Origin of the sequence: Spirosoma profusum, assembly GCF_014699005.1 — a bacterium.
GTDB lineage: Bacteria > Bacteroidota > Bacteroidia > Cytophagales > Spirosomataceae > Spirosoma > Spirosoma profusum.
This window is the reverse complement of record NZ_JACWZY010000018.1, coordinates 150744-168711: the sequence shown is the minus strand read 5'-3', so window position 1 is coordinate 168711 and position 17968 is coordinate 150744. Positions and strand designations below refer to the sequence as shown.

The window sequence follows — 17968 nt, the reverse complement described above, 5'->3', positions numbered from 1 at the left end:
ATCTTAAAGTATCTCAATGAGCTAATCAGGGAACCTTAAGATGCTTCGTTCCCGCTCCGGCGGCCCGGTCAGCATGACAAAAACGCTCATTATGACACTAGTCTCAAAAGTTTGAACAGCTTCATTATCAACCGATTCTACAACCTTCATATTCATCAAGAAAACTCATGAATTTCAACCGTCGTAATTGGCTAAAAAGCAGCCTGATGATAAGCGCCGGAGCCGTAACAGCTCCATCACTTCTATCGCATAATGCATATTGTGAGCCCTGGCTCGACGCTCCCGAACTGGCCCCGGCAATGCCACCAAAAGGGGGGGTACTCAAAGCCCGGCTGTCGGCGAATGAGAACCCATACGGCCCATCACCCAAGGCGTTGAAAGCTATTTCAGAAGCGGCAACCGACGGGTATCTGTATCCATTCAACTATGCCGCTCAATTGCGGAAAATGATTTCTGAGCAGGAAGGCGTATCGGAAGAGCAAATTCTACTGGCGCCGGGTTCGGGTTCATTGCTGGTAGCGGCAGCGATGTACTACAGCTACAAAAAACCAGGCGGTAGCATCATCTCGGCCGACCCTACCTATGAACAATTAATGAAAGCTGCTGTACAACATGGTTCGAAATGGGAAAAAGTACCTTTGACGGCTGGCAACTACGATCATAATCTGGCTGAGATGGAAAAGCGTGTGGGCGACAACACCAGCCTGATGTACATCAACAACCCCAACAACCCAACCGGCGTTACCATCGACCCCGTCGCGTTACGTGCCTTTGTGGACCGCGTATCGGCTAAGAAACCGGTGTTTGTCGATGAAGCGTACATTCATTACACCAGCGATCCGAAGAAGTTTTCGGTTATTGAAAATGTAAAAAAAGGACAGGACGTACTGGTTGCGCGTACGTTCTCAAAAATCTACGGCATGGCCGGTCTGCGATTGGGTTATCTGGTTGGTCAGCCTGATACGTTGGCGGCCATCAGCAAATGGGGCGGTGGCCCCGGCGGTCTGACCATGACGACGCTACGTGCCGGTCTGGCCTGTTATACAGATGAAGATTTCATCAAATTCTCGTTGAGTAAAGGATTGGAAGCCAGAGAATTTTTATACAATACGTTAAAAACCAACGGCTATACGTATCTGCCATCGGGCACAAATTTCGTACTCTTCCCAATTCGGATGAAGGGTGAAGATTTCGTGAGCCGGATGATGAATCAGAGTGTAAGTATCCGCCAGTGGAAATTTGATGGCCAATACTGGTGCCGTGTGAGCCTCGGAACTATGCCACAGATGCAGGCATTTGCTGACGCATTGAAAGTGGTTTCGTAAGTAATGCGGCCGGACTGGCGTGCCACAAAACAAGGTAGCGGAAGATAGGCAACGGCTTATTTTCCGCTACCTTGTTTTTGCGTCGATACGTTAGCGACTATTCATTAACTTTCCGGCTAGTTATCGCCTAACACTTTCCTGTATGTTTCTAAAGTCTACGCTACGTTCCGGGCTGTTTATTATAGCCACTACGTTGTCGGTGTATGCGCAAACCGCAACCAAACAGAATCCTCCAATTTTATCCCAGGCTGCTCCCGAAACCGCCGGGTTCTCCGCCGAACGACTCAATAAACTCGACGGTCTTATTCAATCGTACATCGACAAAGGGGCGTTTCCGGGTGTTGGCGCCATTGTGGTACGTAACGGCAAAATTGTGTATTACAAATCCTTTGGTAAAGCCGATCTTGATTCGGATAAACCGCTCGCCAAAGATGGTATTTACCGAATTGCATCGATGACCAAAGCCATTACGTCGCTGGCCGTGATGATGCTGCATGAAGAAAGTAAAATCATGCTCGACGACCCCATCAGCAAATACATTCCTGAGTTCGCCAAACCCGTTGTGCTCGATAAATTCAATGAGAAAGACAGTACGTATACAACCGTTCCGGCCAAGCGTGAAATCACGGTACGTCACCTGCTCACGCACATGTCGGGCATCAACTACAACGTGATTGCCAGCGACCCAAGGATGCGGGGCATTTATACAAAGGCTGGTGGTATTATCGATGCGTTTACGACCGAGAACGTCAAAATTGGGGATATGGTGAAGAAACTGGCCAAACTGCCGCTTAACCACCAGCCGGGCGAAAAATGGACATATGGAATGAGTATCGACGTACTGGGTTATCTGGTTGAGGTAGTTTCGGGTATGCCGCTAGACCAGTTTTTCCAGACACGCATTTTCGAGCCGCTGGGCATGAAAGACACGTATTTTTATCTACCCGATTCCAAAAAAGACCGACTCATACCGCTGTATTCGGATAATAATGAGCAGAAAAAATTAGTTAAACTAGCCCCCAATCGTGGGTTGGCGGCTGATCCAGATTATCCTATTAACGGAGCGAAATCGTATTTTTCGGGCGGTGGCGGCTTATCAAGCACGGCTTATGACTACGCCATTTTCCTGCAAATGTTACTCAACAATGGCGTGTATAATGGCAAGCGACTTTTGAGTCGTAAAGGAGTCGAACTGTTTACCCAAAGTGATCAAAGCGGTACACTGTTTCCGGAAGCTGGCAACTATTTCAGTTTGGGTTTTCGCGTTATCGGCGAAAAGGGTCACGCCAATGACCTGAACAGTGTCGGTACGTTCGCGTGGGGTGGGGCTTTCAGTACGCACTACATCGCAGACCCGAAAGAGAAAATTGCCATAGTCCTGATGAAACAAATGTGGGGAACTACGTATGGCGGGGAACTCGACCGCAAATTCGACGTACTAGTGTATCAGGCGCTGGACGATTAGAACGTAACAACAGAACCGTACGGGTGGCCCGTACGGTTCTGTTGTTACGTAGCAAAACTCAACGTATTGTTACCGTGCGAGTAGGATCAATACGTAGCCAGAGCAGGGCGCTGACTAACAGGCAACCAGCAATCATAAAGAGCGGATAATTGAAGTTACCGGTGTTTTTGACAATCATTCCGAACAGGATGGTGATGAAAAAACCACCGAGTTGTCCAGCAAAGTTCATTGAACCCGCCACTGTTCCGGCGTTACGTTGCCCAATATCTACACAGACGGCAAACGCTACGGGCAAGGCCAAATCTTTCAGCAATACGCACACTGCCAGCAGATAACCCGCCATCTCATTATCTGGGGTTAGTCCAGCGAGTAGAAAAAACAGGCTCGACAGCCCCAGCCCGCCAACGCCAACCGCCCGACGACCAATTTTGAGGCCATAGCGCTTGGTCAATACGTCGCTGAGGAATCCGCCCGTCAGGCAGCCGATGGCACCAAGAAAATAGGAGAGCGAAATAAAATTCTTCGTCTGGTCTTCGGTCAGGCCGCGTCCTTCCTGGAAATATACCGACGACCAGTTTGTGAAAAAATAGGAGCCGTAGAAAAACAGGTGACACATCAGCATCAGTGCCCACAAATCAGGGTTGCGGATGATGGTCGTCCAGGGAATGCGGTGGTCGGTATGTTTTAGGCTACGTGTCGCTTCAATCGTCTGGACCTCTACCTCACTTATACCATTTTTTTCGGAGGGTTCATCCCGAAACCAGACGTACCAGCCAATAGCCCACAAAACACCCATTATTCCCAGTACGCCAAATGCCCATCGCCAGCCCGCCCAATGCACGAGCGGAATCACGAGCAGAGGTGTCAAAGCGCCACCCAGCCGTCCGGCGGCCCAAATCACCGACTGCGCCCGACCAACTTCAACCGCCGGAAACCAGCGGGCAATTACTATCGACGCGTTTGGGTAAGCCCCCGCTTCGCCTGCGCCAAACAGAAAACGTACTACCAGTAGGTACAGAAAATTAAAAGCCGTGCCTGTCAGCGCGGTAAATCCCGACCACCATAAGACAACACGTGTTAACACACGCCGGGGACCGATTTTATCGCCAAGTGAACCGGTTGGTATTTCGAAAAGTGCGTAAGCGAGCGAAAACGATCCCAGAATCCAGCCAAATTCCTCGTTATCAAGGTCAAGGTCGGCTTTTACGTATTTACTCACTACGTTCATACAGACGCGGTCGAGGTACGTAATGGTTGAGAGAAGAAATAAACCGGAGAGAACCTGGTAGCGGACTTTCATGTAACAGGGAGAACAAGTTTTTGGGGCAAAACAAAAATACTTACGCCGTTATCGTCTTCCCAACGGGTAGCAAACGTAATTTTACACCATGTCTACTGTAACCATCGCCCCACTTACCGAAAGCCTGCCCGCTTTTCTGGACGCTCACGACTTTTCTGACATCGCTGTTATTGTCGACAGCCATACCGCGCGGTTTTGTTATCCTGAGCTAAAACCTTTATTATCAAAGCATACGCTCATTCGTATTAAAGCTGGAGAAGAACAAAAGCACATCGCTACGTGCGAATTGATCTGGGATGGCCTCACACGCGCCAACTTCGACCGGCACGCACTCGTGCTGAATCTGGGCGGGGGAGTTATTGGCGATATGGGTGGTTTTTGTGCTGCTACGTATAAGCGTGGAATCGCCTTTGCGCAGTTGCCCACTACGTTGCTGGCGCAGGTAGACGCAAGTGTGGGTGGAAAGCTAGGCATTGATTTTCGGGGGTTAAAGAATCACATTGGCGTATTTCAACAGCCTACAACTGTTCTGATTGACCCACAATTTCTTACTACGTTGCCTGAGCGGGAGCTACGCTCGGGTTTTGCTGAAATTGTCAAACACTGCCTTATAGCCGATGCCCAGATGTGGGACGAAATTCGTCGACGCGATCTTGCCGAACAGGATTGGGCGGTACTGGTGGCCCATTCGGTTGAGGTCAAGAAAAAAGTAGTCGCACGAGACCCAACCGAAAAGGGATTGCGGAAAATCCTGAACTTCGGCCATACGCTGGGCCATGCGGTAGAAACGTACTTTCTGAATCAGCCAAGAAAGCGGTTGCTACATGGTGAAGCTATCGCCGTGGGTATGGTGGCTGAGGCTTATATTGCCTTCCAGAAAAAAATGATCGATCAATCGCTGTTGACGCAAATCGAAGAATACCTGTTTTCCGTATATGGAACGGTACGTCTGCTCGACACCGATATCGACCCGGTTCTGGCACTAACCTTGCAGGATAAAAAAAATCGGGGCAGTCAGGTTCGGATGTCGCTGCTCAGTGGTCCCGGCGAATGCGCCTTTGATATTACTGTTACGGCGAGTGAAATGCGTCGTGGTCTGGAGTTTTACCGGGGCCTAAATAAGGAGTAAAATATTTGGCCTATACCATTGTTTGCCAAACATTTACTTCTATATTTGGGTTGAGCGCTAAGTTACCTCTGATAACTAAACTAAGTTTCTTAATCATTGATCGAAAACTTTTACAATCGCGAGTATGAAAAAGTGCATTGGAATTCTGTTTACGCTGGCCGTTGTAGCGATGGCAGGCTGTTCGCCGACTCGCTTATTTGTGGAAAACGACTATAGCTACGAAGGCCATTTCAAAAACTACGAATCATTCAATTTCCTGGAGTGCGAATTTGTCGATTCGACCCTTCTATGCTCCGATATTCAGGATGCCATCCGCCACCAGATGGAGGCTCGTGGGTATCGGGTAAGCAACCGGAATCCCAATCTGCTGATCTCGTATAATATTTTCCGTTCAGACCTGCGTTTCCGGGGCTATCAGCAGCCGGTTATGAAAGACTGGGTTGTTCGTGAAGACGACGATGCTACGTATAAACGTATCGATTACAACCTTGACGAAGGCACGCTGATGATTTCGCTGATCGATGCCGAGTCGTATCAGGTTATCTGGAAAGGCTACGCATCGAAAATGATGCGCAATCAGAATTTCAAGAACAATTACTTTAAGGGTATCGTCCGGTCCATCTTCGATCAGTACCCGCTTATGGCATCGGCTAAGTAGCGTTTTTACTATAAAATGAATAATGGATAATGCAGAATGGGCCTCGCAAACCCGTTTTACATTATCCATTATTCATTTTACCTTTTTCATTAAATCCTACTTCGTCAATTCCTTAAAAATACCCTCCAGCGAATTTTCCTGCTGACGTAGTCCAACGAGCGTCAGTTGCTGATCGGCAGCGAGCCGAAAAATAGCGGCCCGCAAATCGGTGGTGGCACCGGCTGAAATTCGGTACTTTCCTCCGCCCAACGATTCAATACGTTCGACACCCGGCACCGATACCAGTACGTCAGGGTTTGTTAAATCGCTTTCAAATTCAGCCACTACGTTCACCTGATCGCCGGTAGATGCGCTACGTAGTTCGTTCAACGAACCATCGGCAACAATCTGCCCCCGATTGATTATCACCACCCGGTCGCAGATGGCCTCTACTTCCTGCATGATGTGTGTTGAAAACATGACAGTTTTATCGCGCCCAACATCCCGAATAACCTGTCGAATTTCGGTAAGCTGATTGGGGTCCAGGCCAGTTGTGGGTTCGTCCAGAATCAGGACGGGTGGATTATGAAGCAATGCCTGAGCAAGCCCCACCCGCTGCCGATACCCTTTCGATAATTGGCCGATACGTTTGTGCTGCTCACGAGTTAAGCCAACCAGTTCAATCATGTCAGCAATACGATTACGTAACGTAGTACCACTCAGGCCGTGGAGCGAGCCCGCAAATCGCAAATATTCCTTTACGTATAAATCCAGATAAAGTGGGTTGTGTTCGGGCAAGTAGCCGACACTTCGGCGAACGTCCATCGGATTCGTCCGCACGTCGAATCCATTAACTTCTACCGTGCCATCGGTTGGCGGTAGATAGCCCGTTGCAATCTTCATGGTGGTGGATTTACCGGCTCCATTTGGGCCTAGAAAACCAACTATTTCACCCGGATTTACGGTCAGCGAAATCTGATCGACGGCCCGTTGATTTTTATATTCTTTCGTAAGGTTCTTGACCTGTATCGACATAAGTTCGAGTACTTCTTAAACTAGGAACGATAACCAATTGCTAACTGGCATACAGCGAAAGTAAATAGCAGCGATTAAAATTTCCACGAGCAGTGTGCATCTGTAGATTATGCATAAAGTAATTCCTGAATATAAAACCGTAGCGTGCGAAACCAATTGAGAAAATTGAGTCTAATCGCGAATGGAGGTAATATCAGGAAATTATGCCCAAAATCGCCATTTATGAGTTCTTGACGTTCTACGCTTACATGTATGATATCATAGGAACTGAACCTTCACACCTGCACGTTTACAAAACAAAGACTAAAGGCAAGGTTGCTAAAATTTGGATTGATTCGCTTACGTTTGCCGAAGTAGGAGATTTAAAAGAGAAAGAGCAAAATCCTGTTGTGCGGTTGGTAGAAGCAAATCAGGAGGTCTTGCTAGCTCAGTATAATCGTGTTCGGCAAGGCGAAAAAGTAAAAGCCATAACCCTAAAACTGAAAAAAAACATGGAAGGATTTGGCCGCGTAACGCCACGAATCAAAAAGGTTAGTTTTCCCAAAGTGGGGAAATTTCAGGTTGACCTAGAGGACGGGCGTGAAATCATTTTACCTATCTCTCGTTTTCCTTCCCTAAAGAAAGTACCCACTTCTGATCGACGCCACCCGATTATATTGAATGGCGACAGTATTACATGGGAAAAATGTAACGAGGTTTATCACATTCAGGATATATTAGGTTTCCCTGAAAACTACATTTACAAGGGGTGATTGTAAATGCTCAGCCTATATCGAAGCCCGGTCAGCAATGACGGGCTTTTTTTAGGCTCAATAAACTGTACTCATAGTAAATTGAAGAACCGGAAAGAATGTCTATTTTTAGCGTTTAAGCCTAATAAACACCCTTTCTGCCCTTCGCTACATGTCCATTTTTCGTAAAAAATCCGTAACGCAAGCTATCGGCGATGCCAAAAAAGGAGATACGTCGCACTTAATGAAAGTATTGGGCGTCCGCGATTTGACCTCGCTCGGGATTGCCGCTATTATTGGAGCCGGTATTTTCAGCACTATTGGTCGGGCCAGTTTCAACGGTGGACCGGCGGTGTCGCTGCTGTTTGTATTTACGGCCATTGCCTGCGTTTTCACGGCTCTGAGTTACGCTCAGTTTGCCAGTACGGTTCCGGTGAGCGGCAGCGCCTATACGTACGCATACGTATCGTTCGGTGAAATTTTCGCGTGGGTGATTGGCTGGGCGCTGATTCTCGAATATGCCGTTTCGAACATGGTTGTTGCCATTTCGTGGTCGGAATATTTCACGTCGATGCTGTCGGGATTTGGTATAAAATTTCCCGGTTGGCTCGCTACTGATTATGGGTCGGCGCACCGAGCGTTCGAACAGGTACAGGCCGCTCGTCCAGCAGCTACGGCACTCCCTCAGAACGTATTGGCCCTCGCTACGGCCTACGAAAATGCGCCTAACCTGGGGGGCCTGAAAATTATCATGGATTTACCGGCGGGCTTGATTACTGTCCTGATAACAGCATTGGTGTATGTGGGTATCAAAGAATCACGTAACGCCAGCAACCTGCTGGTGGTACTGAAGCTGTGCGTGATTGTGCTCGTGATTGCTGTGGGCGTTTTCTACATAAAACCCGACAACTGGTCACCGTTTGCCCCGAATGGCGTGAGTGGCGTGTTGAGTGGTGTAGCGTCCGTGTTTTTTGCGTTTATCGGTTTCGACTCTATTTCGACTACAGCAGAAGAATGTCAAAATCCTCAACGCGATCTGCCCCGTGCCATGATTTACTGCCTCGTCATCTGCACGATTCTCTATGTATTGATTACACTGGTACTGACCGGCATGGTCAATTTTAAGGAGTTAGGTGTCGATGATCCGCTGGCTTACGTATTTCAGAAACTGAATCTGAATTTCATGGCGGGCATCATCTCGGTGAGCGCCGTGGTTGCCATTACCAGCGCCCTGCTGGCGTATCAGTTGGGGCAGCCACGTATCTGGATGACGATGAGCCGTGATGGGCTGCTTTGGCCCAAGTTCTCTGAAATTCACCCGAAATTCAAAACACCAGCATTCGCTACAATTATCACGGGTCTGGTAGTCGCCATTCCGTCGTTATTTCTCGACATGCAATTCTTTATCGATCTCACCAGCGTTGGTACGTTCTTCGCCTTTATTCTGGTGTGCGGTGGCATTCTGTACCTCGACGCCAAAGGTATATCTGAATACTCTAAATTTCGGGTGCCCTACGTAAATGGCAAATTCCTGGTTGGAATTGGGTTCATTCTGGCGTTTGGCTACATTCTGTACGCTGGCGACTGGCTGGCAACGATGGAAGAGAAACCATTGCTGTTTGTTTTCTGGGCTACGTGGGCCGTGTTATCTGTGCTGGCTTTCCAGAATAATTTCTCGCTGCTGCCAATTCTGGGCATTCTGACCAATCTTTATCTAATGACCGAATTGGGCATCACCAACTGGGCCATCTTCCTGATCTGGCTGGTGATCGGTCTGGTCATTTATTTCTCCTACGGCTTCCGGAAAAGCAAGCTGGCAGGTCAATAGTATGTCAACTCAGTCACTACGTTGTTAAAATGAATCCGGGCTGGGTAGCCTTTAGTTGTATACTCATACGTCGTGCCGGGTGATGACTGTATGTTTCGGCTAACGAAATAAGGAGAAACGTAGTGAATTGTGCCGATATACGGGTTTAGGGCTTTATCGTAAGTGTACTGATACGTTCGATCGGCAAGATCAGGCGTTGTGTTCGTGTTGATTTCCCGCATTTTGATAATGTTGCCCTCACCATCGTACGTAAATTCCTGCGTTGAAGCCAGTTTTCGGTCGGCGGAATAACGTAGCAATTTCGTGGGCCGTCCATTCTGATCATAAACGTGATTGGTTATGCTACGTAGTTCCCACTGGCCCGACTTGTTCAAAAACGTGCGGCTTTCCAGAATATGGTTGGCATTGTCTACGTCTACCTCGTCGTAACTACTCCATTTTACGGGAGCTGAACACAGATAAGTACTCGCATATACGCAGGGACTTTCAAAATGTTGAATAAAGCGTAATAGGCCGGTTGCGTCATAATAATACTGGTCAGCTGACATCAGTTCGCCCGAACGAAATCGCCGTCCTTCCAGCAAATTTCCCTGTTGGTTGTAGCGCCATTCGCCACTCAATTGCCCGATATGAATTTCACTTTTTAATCGACCGGTTATGGCGCTACCGTTTTGAATAGGTTTGTACTCGGTTGGTAAATCCGAAAGCGAGTATACAGGTGCAGGAACTACCAAATCGCCATCATCTTTTTTACAGCCAAATAGTACGACGATAACACCGATAAGAAGGTAGAATGAGCGCATATGAGTTGTCCGAACAATTTCCCTGAAGATTCCGATAAACTCAAAAAGGTTGTAATACTATTTTTTTAACCGCAGAGAATGAAAGCGTTGTAGGCTGGCCTGGCTGGCTACAACGCTGCCGCTATAGGTTCGAAATGCTACGTTCGTTTTTCACTTCCCAAAAAACATAATGTGTTGCTGCGGGAGCCGGTTGTCAGTTTTTAGCAGGCGAAGTCCGGCAGCTTTCATTTCTTTGGTAGCCTGCGCTACGCTCAGCTTATGAAGCGGTTTAATCGGTACAGAAGGATCTTCAGCGCGATATTCAACCAGTACGATACGTCCACCTGGTTTCAGGGCTGATGCGATATGCGCCGTCATTTCGCGGGGGTATGAAAATTCGTGGTAAGCGTCGATCATTATAGCTAAATCGATGCTGTTGGCAGGTAGTTTCGGATCAGATTCTGTACCGAGGATTGGTGTTACGTTGGTAATGTTACGTTTGGCTTTGCCTTCGTTCAGATACGTAATCATTTCGGGCTGGATATCTACAGCCAAAACTTTCCCTTTCGGTACTTCGGGCGCCATCTGAAACGAAAAGAACCCCGTACCAGCGCCAATGTCGGCCACTACGTCGGTAGGTTTCAGGTTGAGCGCTTTGAGTAGCAGATCAGTACGTTCCTCCTGCTCGCGCTCCGGCCGTTCGAGCCAGGCCGCGCCGAGGTGGCCCATCACCTGCGCAATTTCGCGTCCCCGGTAAATTTTGCCAATGCCATCGCGGCTGGCTTCACCAAATCGGTACACTTTTGAGGAATCGGTCGGAACAGACGCCGTCGATTGTTGTTGTGATGAACCCCGTTCGCAGGCCATCAGCAACACGAACAGCAAAACCCAGAGACGTATCATAGCCATTTTGTTTATCTATAATCCTAAACCATCCTGAGCCTAAAGCGGTTGTTCAGAAAAACAATTCTCCCCATTTTATGAATCTCATCCTACACTTACTGCTCGATGCGGCCGTTATTTTCGGTTTAGCGTACATCATGCCTCAGGTCGAGGTAAAAAGTTTCGGAACAGCCTTGCTGATTGCATTGATACTCGCTTTGCTCAATTTTCTGGTGGGCTGGCTCATTCGCTTTCCACTCAATTTAGTCACGCTCTTTCTGCTGACGGGTATAGTACGTATAATAGTTACGGCATTGCTGCTGAAACTCATTGACAATTTTATGGATAGTTTTACGATTGTCGGATTCTGGCCTGCGCTCGTTATTGCACTGGCCGTCGCTGTTGCAGGAATGTTAATTGACCGATCAGCACCGACACCTGAGATGAACCAAGCAACCGGACAGGAAGCGCTACTGTATATTAGCCAGCGACTTTTTGTCTGATAGAACCGAACGTAACAAAAGAACGGGAACGTAGCAAAGTAAAACGTTCACTACGTTCCCGTTTTTATTTTATAGCTCGTTTATAGCGCTACGTTAGTCGCTACGTCGACCACCCAGTAATAGGCTGGCGTAGTAAAGCAACGTAGCAAGCGAACCCAGGGCTGCCACTACATAGGTCATAGCTGCCCACCAAAGGGCGTCTTTTGCAAAACCATATTCGCGGGAATTGACTACGCCATTGTTCTGAATCCAGGCCAATGCCCGACGGCTCGCGTCGAACTCTACCGGCAACGTAACAAAGCTAAACAACGTAGTGAGGGCGAACAGCACTACGCCAATCGCCAGTGGAATAGGCGTCGTCTGCAACAGGAAAATACCTGCCAGCAGAATCCATTGCAAATACTGCGACGAAACCGTCAGTACAGGCACCATCGCCGAACGCAACTTCAACGGTCCATAAGCCACTTTATGCTGAACAGCGTGACCGCACTCGTGCGAGGCCACAGCAGCCGCTGCTACGCTTCGTCCGTAATAGACGTCGGCGCTTAGGTTCACGGTTTTATCCTGTGGGTTATAATGGTCCGTTAACATACCTTCCACCGATAACACACGGACGTCGGATATGCCATTTTCACGTAGCATTTTCTGAGCTATTTCGGCGCCACTCAGCCCGTTACTCAGACCAATTTGCGAGTATTCATTGAATTTACTTCGTAACCGCCAGCTCACAAGCGCGCTGAGGCCGAAGATAAGAATCATTATTATCCAGGGTGAAATCATTGTTTGTTAGTCAGGTTTTTGGTTTTCTCATAGACAGGCCATCAAATTGCCCGTCAATAGTAAAACAACTATTCTCACGAAAAAGTATCCCCAACAAATTCCATTTATCACGGCCAGCGTCCATTCAACCAGCCGAAAAACAAACGGGCGTCACCCAGTTATGCGTGACGCCCTTATCTATAAAAGAGAGGAAGATTCAAACTTTTGTGGGCCGGGTCAGCACAAATTCTTTATGAAGCCAGCGGTAACCTTTGTACACCGTTGCCGTCATCGTCTGTGCATCAACCATTTTCAGCTCGACGCCAAAATGATGACCGGTTTTTGGGTGAATCAGTTCACCACCTGTCCAGCCTTTTCCGTCGAAAACCAGATCGCGCATCAACAACTGGTCTTTTTCCAGACCAAACACCTGGCTTCCCGTAGTGCTTACATCAGCGATGCGCGCAAAATAGCGATCACCATTCCGATACACTTCAACACTCGACCCTTTTGCCGGAAACAACCAACGCCCCAGAATCTGATCGGCGGTATGATCGTTGGACGATTTGCTGGTTACGGGCAGCAGACTTAGCAACAAAAGGCTGAAAATGTACCAGTTGCGATAGTTAAAGTTACGGAAGAATGTCATGAAGTGTCTTGTCGGTTTACGAGCTGACTATTGCAAAAAAATCATCGGGTAATCCGGCTACGGCATTGGCATATTTTGCGTAACGGGAATATAAAATTAAGCATGAATTTTCTTATTCCACAAATATTATAGATTAAATATTTTTAAAGAATCCATTCTATATCAATTGGATACATAAACAGATTAAATTCGTATAAAGGCTTACATGATTTTGCACCTGTTTGCGTTACTAGTACGTAGCACCTCCGTTGCCCCAACTAAATCGGTTAAGAAACACCATGATACGTACTACTACGTTTAGCTGGCTGATTTGCAGTTGCCTCGCCCTGGCTTTTGCTGCCTGCGATACGCCTGATACGGCGTTTTCTGACCAATCTGGCAAGTTGCGGCTGGTTTTCGATAACGTAGTAGGAACATCAGATTTAAAACTGACGAACAACAATTACCAGAATGCTTCAGGCGAATCGTTTACTATTACTAAATTTAATTACTACGTTAGTAACATTCGGCTTCGGAAAAGCGATGGCACCGACTACGTAGTGCCGCAGGACAGTAGTTATTTTCTGGTCGAGGAAAGTCGGCCCGCTTCACAAACCGTTACGTTGAACAATCTGCCAGTTGGTAATTATACCGGCATAAGCTTTATGATTGGCGTAGATAGCCTACGTAGCCTGGCCGACATCAGCAAACGAACGGGCGTCCTCGATCCAGGAATTGCCACCCACGATCCTATGTATTGGGACTGGAATTCTGGGTATATTTTTGTGAAGCTGGAAGGAATTTCGAAAGCCGTACCCGATACCCAGAATAATCAGTTTTTCTACCACATTGGCGGTTTCGGCGGGGGCTATAACGGCAAGAAAACCATCAATAATTTACGTACTGTTACGTTGCCGTTCCGCTCGGATGTTATCAGCGTTGGGTCGGCTTCTACACCCACGGTACAGTTAACGACTGATGTGCTGAAGTTATTCGATGGCTCTACAAAGCTCAGTATTGCCAGGTATCCGTCAGTGATGTTCGAAACGTATTCGACGAGCATTGCTGATAATTATGCGCAAATGATACGTTACGAGCGAATGCAGGCTAACTAATGATGCGATTGGATATTCAACTGACGAAACGTATCGGAATGGCCGTCGGCCTGGGTCTGTTTGGGTTATCGATTGCCTGTCAGACGCAGAAAACGGTTGATCCGACACCAGACCCCGATCCGCCGACCGGTGGTGGTACTGTTTATCAGACAACGCCTGTTACGTTACGTCAACCTGCCAACTTCCCCAAACCCGTTTATGCGTTAAGCCAAAATCCGCTGACCGTCGAAGGTATAGCTCTGGGAAAGACGCTATTCTACGATCCTCAGCTCTCACGCGACAGCACCATCAGCTGCGGGTTCTGTCACCAGCAGTTTGCCGGTTTCGCCCACTCCGACCATCCGCTGAGCCACGGCATTGATAGTAAAACGGGAACACGGAACGTACCGGGACTGCAAAATCTGGCCTGGGATCAGGAGTTTTTCTGGGATGGTGGTGTTACCAATCTGGACGTATTGCCCATGTCGCCGATCCAAAATCCGGTGGAAATGGATTTGTTGTTTTCTACGGCGCTGAGTCGCGTTCAGAAAATTCCTAAATACAAGTCATTGTTTAAAACTGCTTTTGGTTCCGATACGATCACCAGCGCGCGTTTTCTGAAAGCGCTCTCGCAGTTCATGCTAACGCTGGTTTCAGCAGATAGCCGTTATGATAAGTACGTTCGCAACGAAGTGGGTGGCGAATTAACGCCCGATGAACTGGCAGGCTTAAATCTGTTTCAGCAGAAATGCTCTGGTTGCCACGCCACGGATTTGTTTACCGACAAAAGTTATCGGAACAACGGGCTACCGATGGGCCCAATCAAAGACCAGGGACGTTATACCATTACGTTGAACGAAGCCGACCGATTGAAATTTAAAGTCCCTAGCCTTCGAAACGTCGATCGAACGCTTCCGTATATGCACGACGGGCGTTTCATTAGGTTGGAAGATGTCGTTGAACACTACCGAACGGGCGTTACCGACAGCCCTACCCTCGACCCACTACTCAAAAAGGAAGCAAAGCCCGGCATCGCCATCACCGATACTGAAAAAAGGCAACTCGTCGCCTTCCTGAAAACGTTATCTGACGATACGTTTATTAGTAATCGGGCATTCGCGCCGAATTGACCTGAACCGGGATTTAGCAGATTTAGGGATTATCTGGATTTTGTTTCGCTTCAAAGAAGCGTTTGATCAATTAACAAAATCCAGATAATCCCTAAATCTGCTAAATCCTGGTTTAGACTAGTGCACGTGATTCAATCGGTGCTGACGAATATTCAGAAGATGTGTAACAACAAGGCCGGCTGAGGCAGCGTAGCCGAGATATTCGAAGATTTCGTTCACATCTTCCAGAACGATGGCGAAGGCAAACAAGATCAGAAAGCCCCAAAGTGCCCGTTTAATGCCCAACGGAGCGTAATGCCGGGTAGCGAAGTAAACGGCGATGATATTGACAATGATGAAGACGTAATCAAGGCTGAGGAAACCAATACGTAGCTGGTCATCCTGAAAAAAAGATGTCGTCATTAACAGCATGGGCGTAATGAGACAGTGGATAATGCACAGTACGGAACCGGTGATGCCAATGTAATCGGCTTTGCGCTCTAGGATATCTGCTTTCATAGATAAGGCAAAAATACGATGCTTTTCGCGAACGTACTTCCCTTCAACTCACTTTTTTGCAACAAAGTTGCGCAAAGAGAAAAAAAGTTAGGGTGTAGGATGTATAAAGTATGAAATGTGAGTTATGGCTGGAATGGTCAGATGCTATCTAATCATAGCTCATACATCATACTTCATATATTATTGGGCTTTCGTCAACAACGTATAGCCCATTAGTTTGCCGTTTTTGTTATATGTCTCAGCCTTTACGTCCAGAATCTGGTTTTCAGCTCGATACGAAACCGTCTTCATCGAATTACGGATGGGTATACCCATCACCCGGCTCTCAAAACTCGTGTCTGACGTGATTTTGTACGTACTGAACGTACCAGCAGGTGTAGTCAGCGACTCCTGGCCTTCAACCTGCCGATTGGTCATGACCATATTCATCGTCATCATGGTTGATCCGCTGCTTACCATTTCGACTTCCATCTGCCCATCGCTCAGTTTTTGCCCTACGCTGAATTTACCCGGGTAGACAAGTTTATTCGCCTTCATTTTCATTTCTGCATCCTTCATCGCCGTAGTCTGCATGGCCTGCATCATGCCCGACATATCGGCAATCAATTCGTTACCAGTACACGTGTAGCGAATGTTGAAAGGCGGTCGTTGATTCCCTTTATCATCCTGAAAGACAGCCATCATGTCGATGATGGTTGAAGGTCCTTCTTTCTTCACGTCTTTCACTTCATACTGGATTTTGCCCGTAGGTTTATCCTTGGCACTGAAGGTACTCATTTCAAAACTGGCTCCTTTTTTGAACGTAAAACCCAGACAATCCTGAGCCAGACCATTACGTAGTACGGCCACCGTCAGCAGTAGCGCAACAAAAAGCGTTCTCATAAATGATGCGAATTTAATTGATGTAGCAAAGCTAGCCTAAGTCGCTATTGATTACCGAAACGATTGAGTTAACGGCATTTAGGCCCATATCATACTCACTACGCCAAGCAGCATAATGAGTTTGCAGAGATTGCTCAGGTAGCCAAAATCACGGCGTTTATCAGCCAATACAAGCTTATAAACAAGCCATGACAACGGCATAAGCAACAGTAGGAAGATGGCGTTTAGCCGGAAGTTATGGAGTGAAAGAGCGATAAATAAGAGACTGATAATGAAGGCGCTAATCAATACGTAAAGCAGATATTTAGTACGTCGAAGGCCCCATACGATGGGCAATGTCCGGCAACCAAAACGAGCGTCGCCCCGGATATCCTGCATATCTTTTATGATTTCGCGAATGAGCGAAATTCCAAACGAAAACAGAGCGTAAATCAGCAGCATATCCGTATTCTGCCGGTAATAAACAGCCACTACAATCAACGAGAGCGCTGTTAGCAGCGAAACAATAATATTACCAACCAGCGGTTGCCGTTTGAACTGCGCTGAATAAAACCACAACAGCGTCACCGACAACACGTCGGCCAGAAACACCCATTTACTCAGATAAAGTCCTATCACACAACCTAATACGTTGAATACCTGATGAACACCCATCGCGATCCGCCGTTTGAGGTAGCGCCCAATGACAACCCGCTCCGGTTTATTAATGAGGTCGATCTTAATATCGAAGTAATCGTTGATAATATAACCAGCCGCAGCAATACAAACCGTTGAGAGGGATAGCAGCCAGAGCGTTGGGTCGATCAGCAGTCGCAGATGGCTGGTATAAAGGGCATCCGGTCGGGGGCCAACCAGAAAAACGCGCGCCAGAACCTGCGTCAACGTCACAATCAGCAAATTCTGCACCCGAATGAGCCGCAGAAAGCCAAATGTAAACGCTGAAAAAGGTACAGGATGACGCACTAACATGATCGTCTTAAAAAGCAATTGAATTTATATCGAAAGCGCTACGTCGTTAGCAGCCAGGCCAACTAAAGCAATAACTAAACCTGAATCGAAATTAATATCACCAAATAAAGGTTACAAAACATTCATAAATAGGTTTCTTCTACAAGAAACCGTAAAATCAATTATTACATTCTAGGTTAAGAAAGAACTATATAGTTTCGTCAGCGACGATTTAGAACAGCGCCTAAAATCTGTTATTTATTGTCAAAAATACGGATTTTAAAGCAGGGAGAAAAGGCTACTGGATGAGAGTAGCACGAAAGGGTCAAAAAAATATACGTATACCTTCTTTTGCCGCACTTATCGGCTTCTGCTTACGAAAAAGGAATCCTTTTACACTAGTTTGTTGTTG

Annotated in this window: 18 protein-coding genes; 9 read left to right on the top strand and 9 right to left on the bottom strand. The window is 47.3% G+C overall.

Annotated elements, in window-relative coordinates; all coding sequences use genetic code 11:
* Nucleotides 1–167: 167 nt before the first annotated feature.
* Nucleotides 168–1325 (top strand): pyridoxal phosphate-dependent aminotransferase, encoded by a 1158-nt coding sequence (locus tag IC229_RS20460; RefSeq protein WP_190888873.1) that lies wholly within the window; start codon nt 168–170, stop codon nt 1323–1325.
* Between the two features lie 142 nt (nt 1326–1467).
* Entirely contained in the window at nt 1468–2790 is a 1323-nt protein-coding gene (locus IC229_RS20455) for a serine hydrolase domain-containing protein (RefSeq protein ID WP_190888872.1), read from the top strand.
* 58 nt (nt 2791–2848) lie between these two features.
* On the opposite strand, the gene IC229_RS20450 is transcribed toward IC229_RS20455, so the two are convergent.
* Nucleotides 2849–4090 (bottom strand): MFS transporter, encoded by a 1242-nt coding sequence (locus tag IC229_RS20450; protein ID WP_190888871.1) that lies wholly within the window; start codon nt 4088–4090, stop codon nt 2849–2851.
* Between the two features lie 88 nt (nt 4091–4178).
* Here IC229_RS20450 and aroB point away from each other — a divergent pair, with 88 nt between their 5' ends.
* Both aroB and IC229_RS20440 read left to right on the top strand, forming a co-directional pair.
* Nucleotides 4179–5219, top strand: a complete 1041-nt coding sequence (gene aroB, locus IC229_RS20445; protein WP_190888870.1) for a 3-dehydroquinate synthase — start codon at nt 4179–4181, stop codon at nt 5217–5219.
* A gap of 124 nt (nt 5220–5343) precedes the next feature.
* Nucleotides 5344–5877, top strand: a complete 534-nt coding sequence (locus tag IC229_RS20440) for a DUF4136 domain-containing protein (RefSeq protein WP_190888869.1) — start codon at nt 5344–5346, stop codon at nt 5875–5877.
* Between the two features lie 96 nt (nt 5878–5973).
* On the opposite strand, the gene gldA is transcribed toward IC229_RS20440, so the two are convergent.
* Entirely contained in the window at nt 5974–6891 is a 918-nt protein-coding gene (gene gldA, locus IC229_RS20435; protein ID WP_190888868.1) for a gliding motility-associated ABC transporter ATP-binding subunit GldA, read from the bottom strand.
* Nucleotides 6892–7094: 203 nt separating this feature from the next.
* Between gldA and IC229_RS20430 the strand changes: the two genes are divergently transcribed.
* Nucleotides 7095–7643: a DUF4160 domain-containing protein gene (locus IC229_RS20430; protein WP_190888867.1), complete on the top strand. Its 549-nt coding sequence runs from the start codon at nt 7095–7097 to the stop codon at nt 7641–7643.
* A gap of 151 nt (nt 7644–7794) precedes the next feature.
* Nucleotides 7795–9450, top strand: coding sequence for an amino acid permease (locus IC229_RS20425; protein WP_190888866.1), 1656 nt, complete (start codon nt 7795–7797; stop codon nt 9448–9450).
* Here IC229_RS20425 and IC229_RS20420 read toward each other — a convergent pair.
* Together IC229_RS20420 and IC229_RS20415 are read right to left on the bottom strand one after the other, a co-directional pair.
* Nucleotides 9444–10253: a hypothetical protein gene (locus tag IC229_RS20420; RefSeq protein ID WP_190888865.1), complete on the bottom strand. Its 810-nt coding sequence runs from the start codon at nt 10251–10253 to the stop codon at nt 9444–9446. The genes IC229_RS20425 and IC229_RS20420 overlap by 7 nt on opposite strands.
* A 150-nt stretch (nt 10254–10403) precedes the next feature.
* On the bottom strand, nt 10404–11135 hold the full coding sequence (locus tag IC229_RS20415; protein WP_190888864.1) for a class I SAM-dependent methyltransferase: 732 nt from the start codon (nt 11133–11135) through the stop codon (nt 10404–10406).
* 77 nt (nt 11136–11212) lie between these two features.
* Between IC229_RS20415 and IC229_RS20410 the strand changes: the two genes are divergently transcribed.
* On the top strand, nt 11213–11617 hold the full coding sequence (locus IC229_RS20410; protein ID WP_190888863.1) for a phage holin family protein: 405 nt from the start codon (nt 11213–11215) through the stop codon (nt 11615–11617).
* A gap of 93 nt (nt 11618–11710) precedes the next feature.
* On the opposite strand, the gene IC229_RS20405 is transcribed toward IC229_RS20410, so the two are convergent.
* On the bottom strand, nt 11711–12376 hold the full coding sequence (locus IC229_RS20405) for a zinc metallopeptidase (RefSeq protein ID WP_190888862.1): 666 nt from the start codon (nt 12374–12376) through the stop codon (nt 11711–11713).
* Nucleotides 12377–12593: 217 nt separating this feature from the next.
* Nucleotides 12594–13025, bottom strand: a complete 432-nt coding sequence (locus IC229_RS20400) for a DUF2147 domain-containing protein (protein WP_190888861.1) — start codon at nt 13023–13025, stop codon at nt 12594–12596.
* 278 nt (nt 13026–13303) lie between these two features.
* On the opposite strand from IC229_RS20400, the gene IC229_RS20395 reads away from it, so the two are divergent.
* Together IC229_RS20395 and IC229_RS20390 are read left to right on the top strand one after the other, a co-directional pair.
* Entirely contained in the window at nt 13304–14119 is an 816-nt protein-coding gene (locus tag IC229_RS20395; RefSeq protein WP_190888860.1) for an MbnP family protein, read from the top strand.
* The gene (locus IC229_RS20390) at nt 14119–15228 is read left to right on the top strand and encodes a cytochrome-c peroxidase (protein ID WP_223834095.1); all 1110 of its coding nucleotides are present in this window, start codon (nt 14119–14121) and stop codon (nt 15226–15228) included. Before IC229_RS20395 ends, IC229_RS20390 begins: the two co-directional genes overlap by 1 nt.
* Before the next feature lie 117 nt (nt 15229–15345).
* Here IC229_RS20390 and IC229_RS20385 read toward each other — a convergent pair whose 3' ends face one another.
* The 3 genes from IC229_RS20385 to IC229_RS20375 form a co-directional block, all read right to left on the bottom strand.
* Nucleotides 15346–15726: a MerC domain-containing protein gene (locus IC229_RS20385; protein WP_190888859.1), complete on the bottom strand. Its 381-nt coding sequence runs from the start codon at nt 15724–15726 to the stop codon at nt 15346–15348.
* A gap of 180 nt (nt 15727–15906) precedes the next feature.
* A complete protein-coding gene (locus IC229_RS20380; RefSeq protein ID WP_190888858.1) occupies nt 15907–16608 on the bottom strand; it encodes a TapB family protein in 702 nt (233 codons plus the stop codon).
* 78 nt (nt 16609–16686) lie between these two features.
* Nucleotides 16687–17577 carry a geranylgeranylglycerol-phosphate geranylgeranyltransferase gene (locus IC229_RS20375; RefSeq protein WP_190888857.1) on the bottom strand — a complete coding sequence of 297 codons (891 nt, stop codon included), beginning with the start codon at nt 17575–17577 and terminating at the stop codon, nt 16687–16689.
* Between the last annotated feature and the right edge of the window lie 391 nt (nt 17578–17968).

Coding starts and splice junctions, on each gene's coding strand:
- IC229_RS20450 (WP_190888871.1), bottom strand. CDS start 4,090: ATGAAAGTCCGCTACCAGGTTCTCTCCGGTTTATTTCTTCTCTCAACC.
- IC229_RS20430 (WP_190888867.1), top strand. CDS start 7,095: ATGCCCAAAATCGCCATTTATGAGTTCTTGACGTTCTACGCTTACATG.
- IC229_RS20400 (WP_190888861.1), bottom strand. CDS start 13,025: ATGACATTCTTCCGTAACTTTAACTATCGCAACTGGTACATTTTCAGC.
- gldA (WP_190888868.1), bottom strand. CDS start 6,891: ATGTCGATACAGGTCAAGAACCTTACGAAAGAATATAAAAATCAACGG.
- IC229_RS20455 (WP_190888872.1), top strand. CDS start 1,468: ATGTTTCTAAAGTCTACGCTACGTTCCGGGCTGTTTATTATAGCCACT.
- IC229_RS20385 (WP_190888859.1), bottom strand. CDS start 15,726: ATGAAAGCAGATATCCTAGAGCGCAAAGCCGATTACATTGGCATCACC.
- IC229_RS20425 (WP_190888866.1), top strand. CDS start 7,795: ATGTCCATTTTTCGTAAAAAATCCGTAACGCAAGCTATCGGCGATGCC.
- IC229_RS20440 (WP_190888869.1), top strand. CDS start 5,344: ATGAAAAAGTGCATTGGAATTCTGTTTACGCTGGCCGTTGTAGCGATG.
- IC229_RS20405 (WP_190888862.1), bottom strand. CDS start 12,376: ATGATTCTTATCTTCGGCCTCAGCGCGCTTGTGAGCTGGCGGTTACGA.
- IC229_RS20415 (WP_190888864.1), bottom strand. CDS start 11,135: ATGATACGTCTCTGGGTTTTGCTGTTCGTGTTGCTGATGGCCTGCGAA.
- aroB (WP_190888870.1), top strand. CDS start 4,179: ATGTCTACTGTAACCATCGCCCCACTTACCGAAAGCCTGCCCGCTTTT.
- IC229_RS20390 (WP_223834095.1), top strand. CDS start 14,119: ATGATGCGATTGGATATTCAACTGACGAAACGTATCGGAATGGCCGTC.
- IC229_RS20420 (WP_190888865.1), bottom strand. CDS start 10,253: ATGCGCTCATTCTACCTTCTTATCGGTGTTATCGTCGTACTATTTGGC.
- IC229_RS20380 (WP_190888858.1), bottom strand. CDS start 16,608: ATGAGAACGCTTTTTGTTGCGCTACTGCTGACGGTGGCCGTACTACGT.
- IC229_RS20410 (WP_190888863.1), top strand. CDS start 11,213: ATGAATCTCATCCTACACTTACTGCTCGATGCGGCCGTTATTTTCGGT.
- IC229_RS20395 (WP_190888860.1), top strand. CDS start 13,304: ATGATACGTACTACTACGTTTAGCTGGCTGATTTGCAGTTGCCTCGCC.
- IC229_RS20460 (WP_190888873.1), top strand. CDS start 168: ATGAATTTCAACCGTCGTAATTGGCTAAAAAGCAGCCTGATGATAAGC.
- IC229_RS20375 (WP_190888857.1), bottom strand. CDS start 17,577: ATGTTAGTGCGTCATCCTGTACCTTTTTCAGCGTTTACATTTGGCTTT.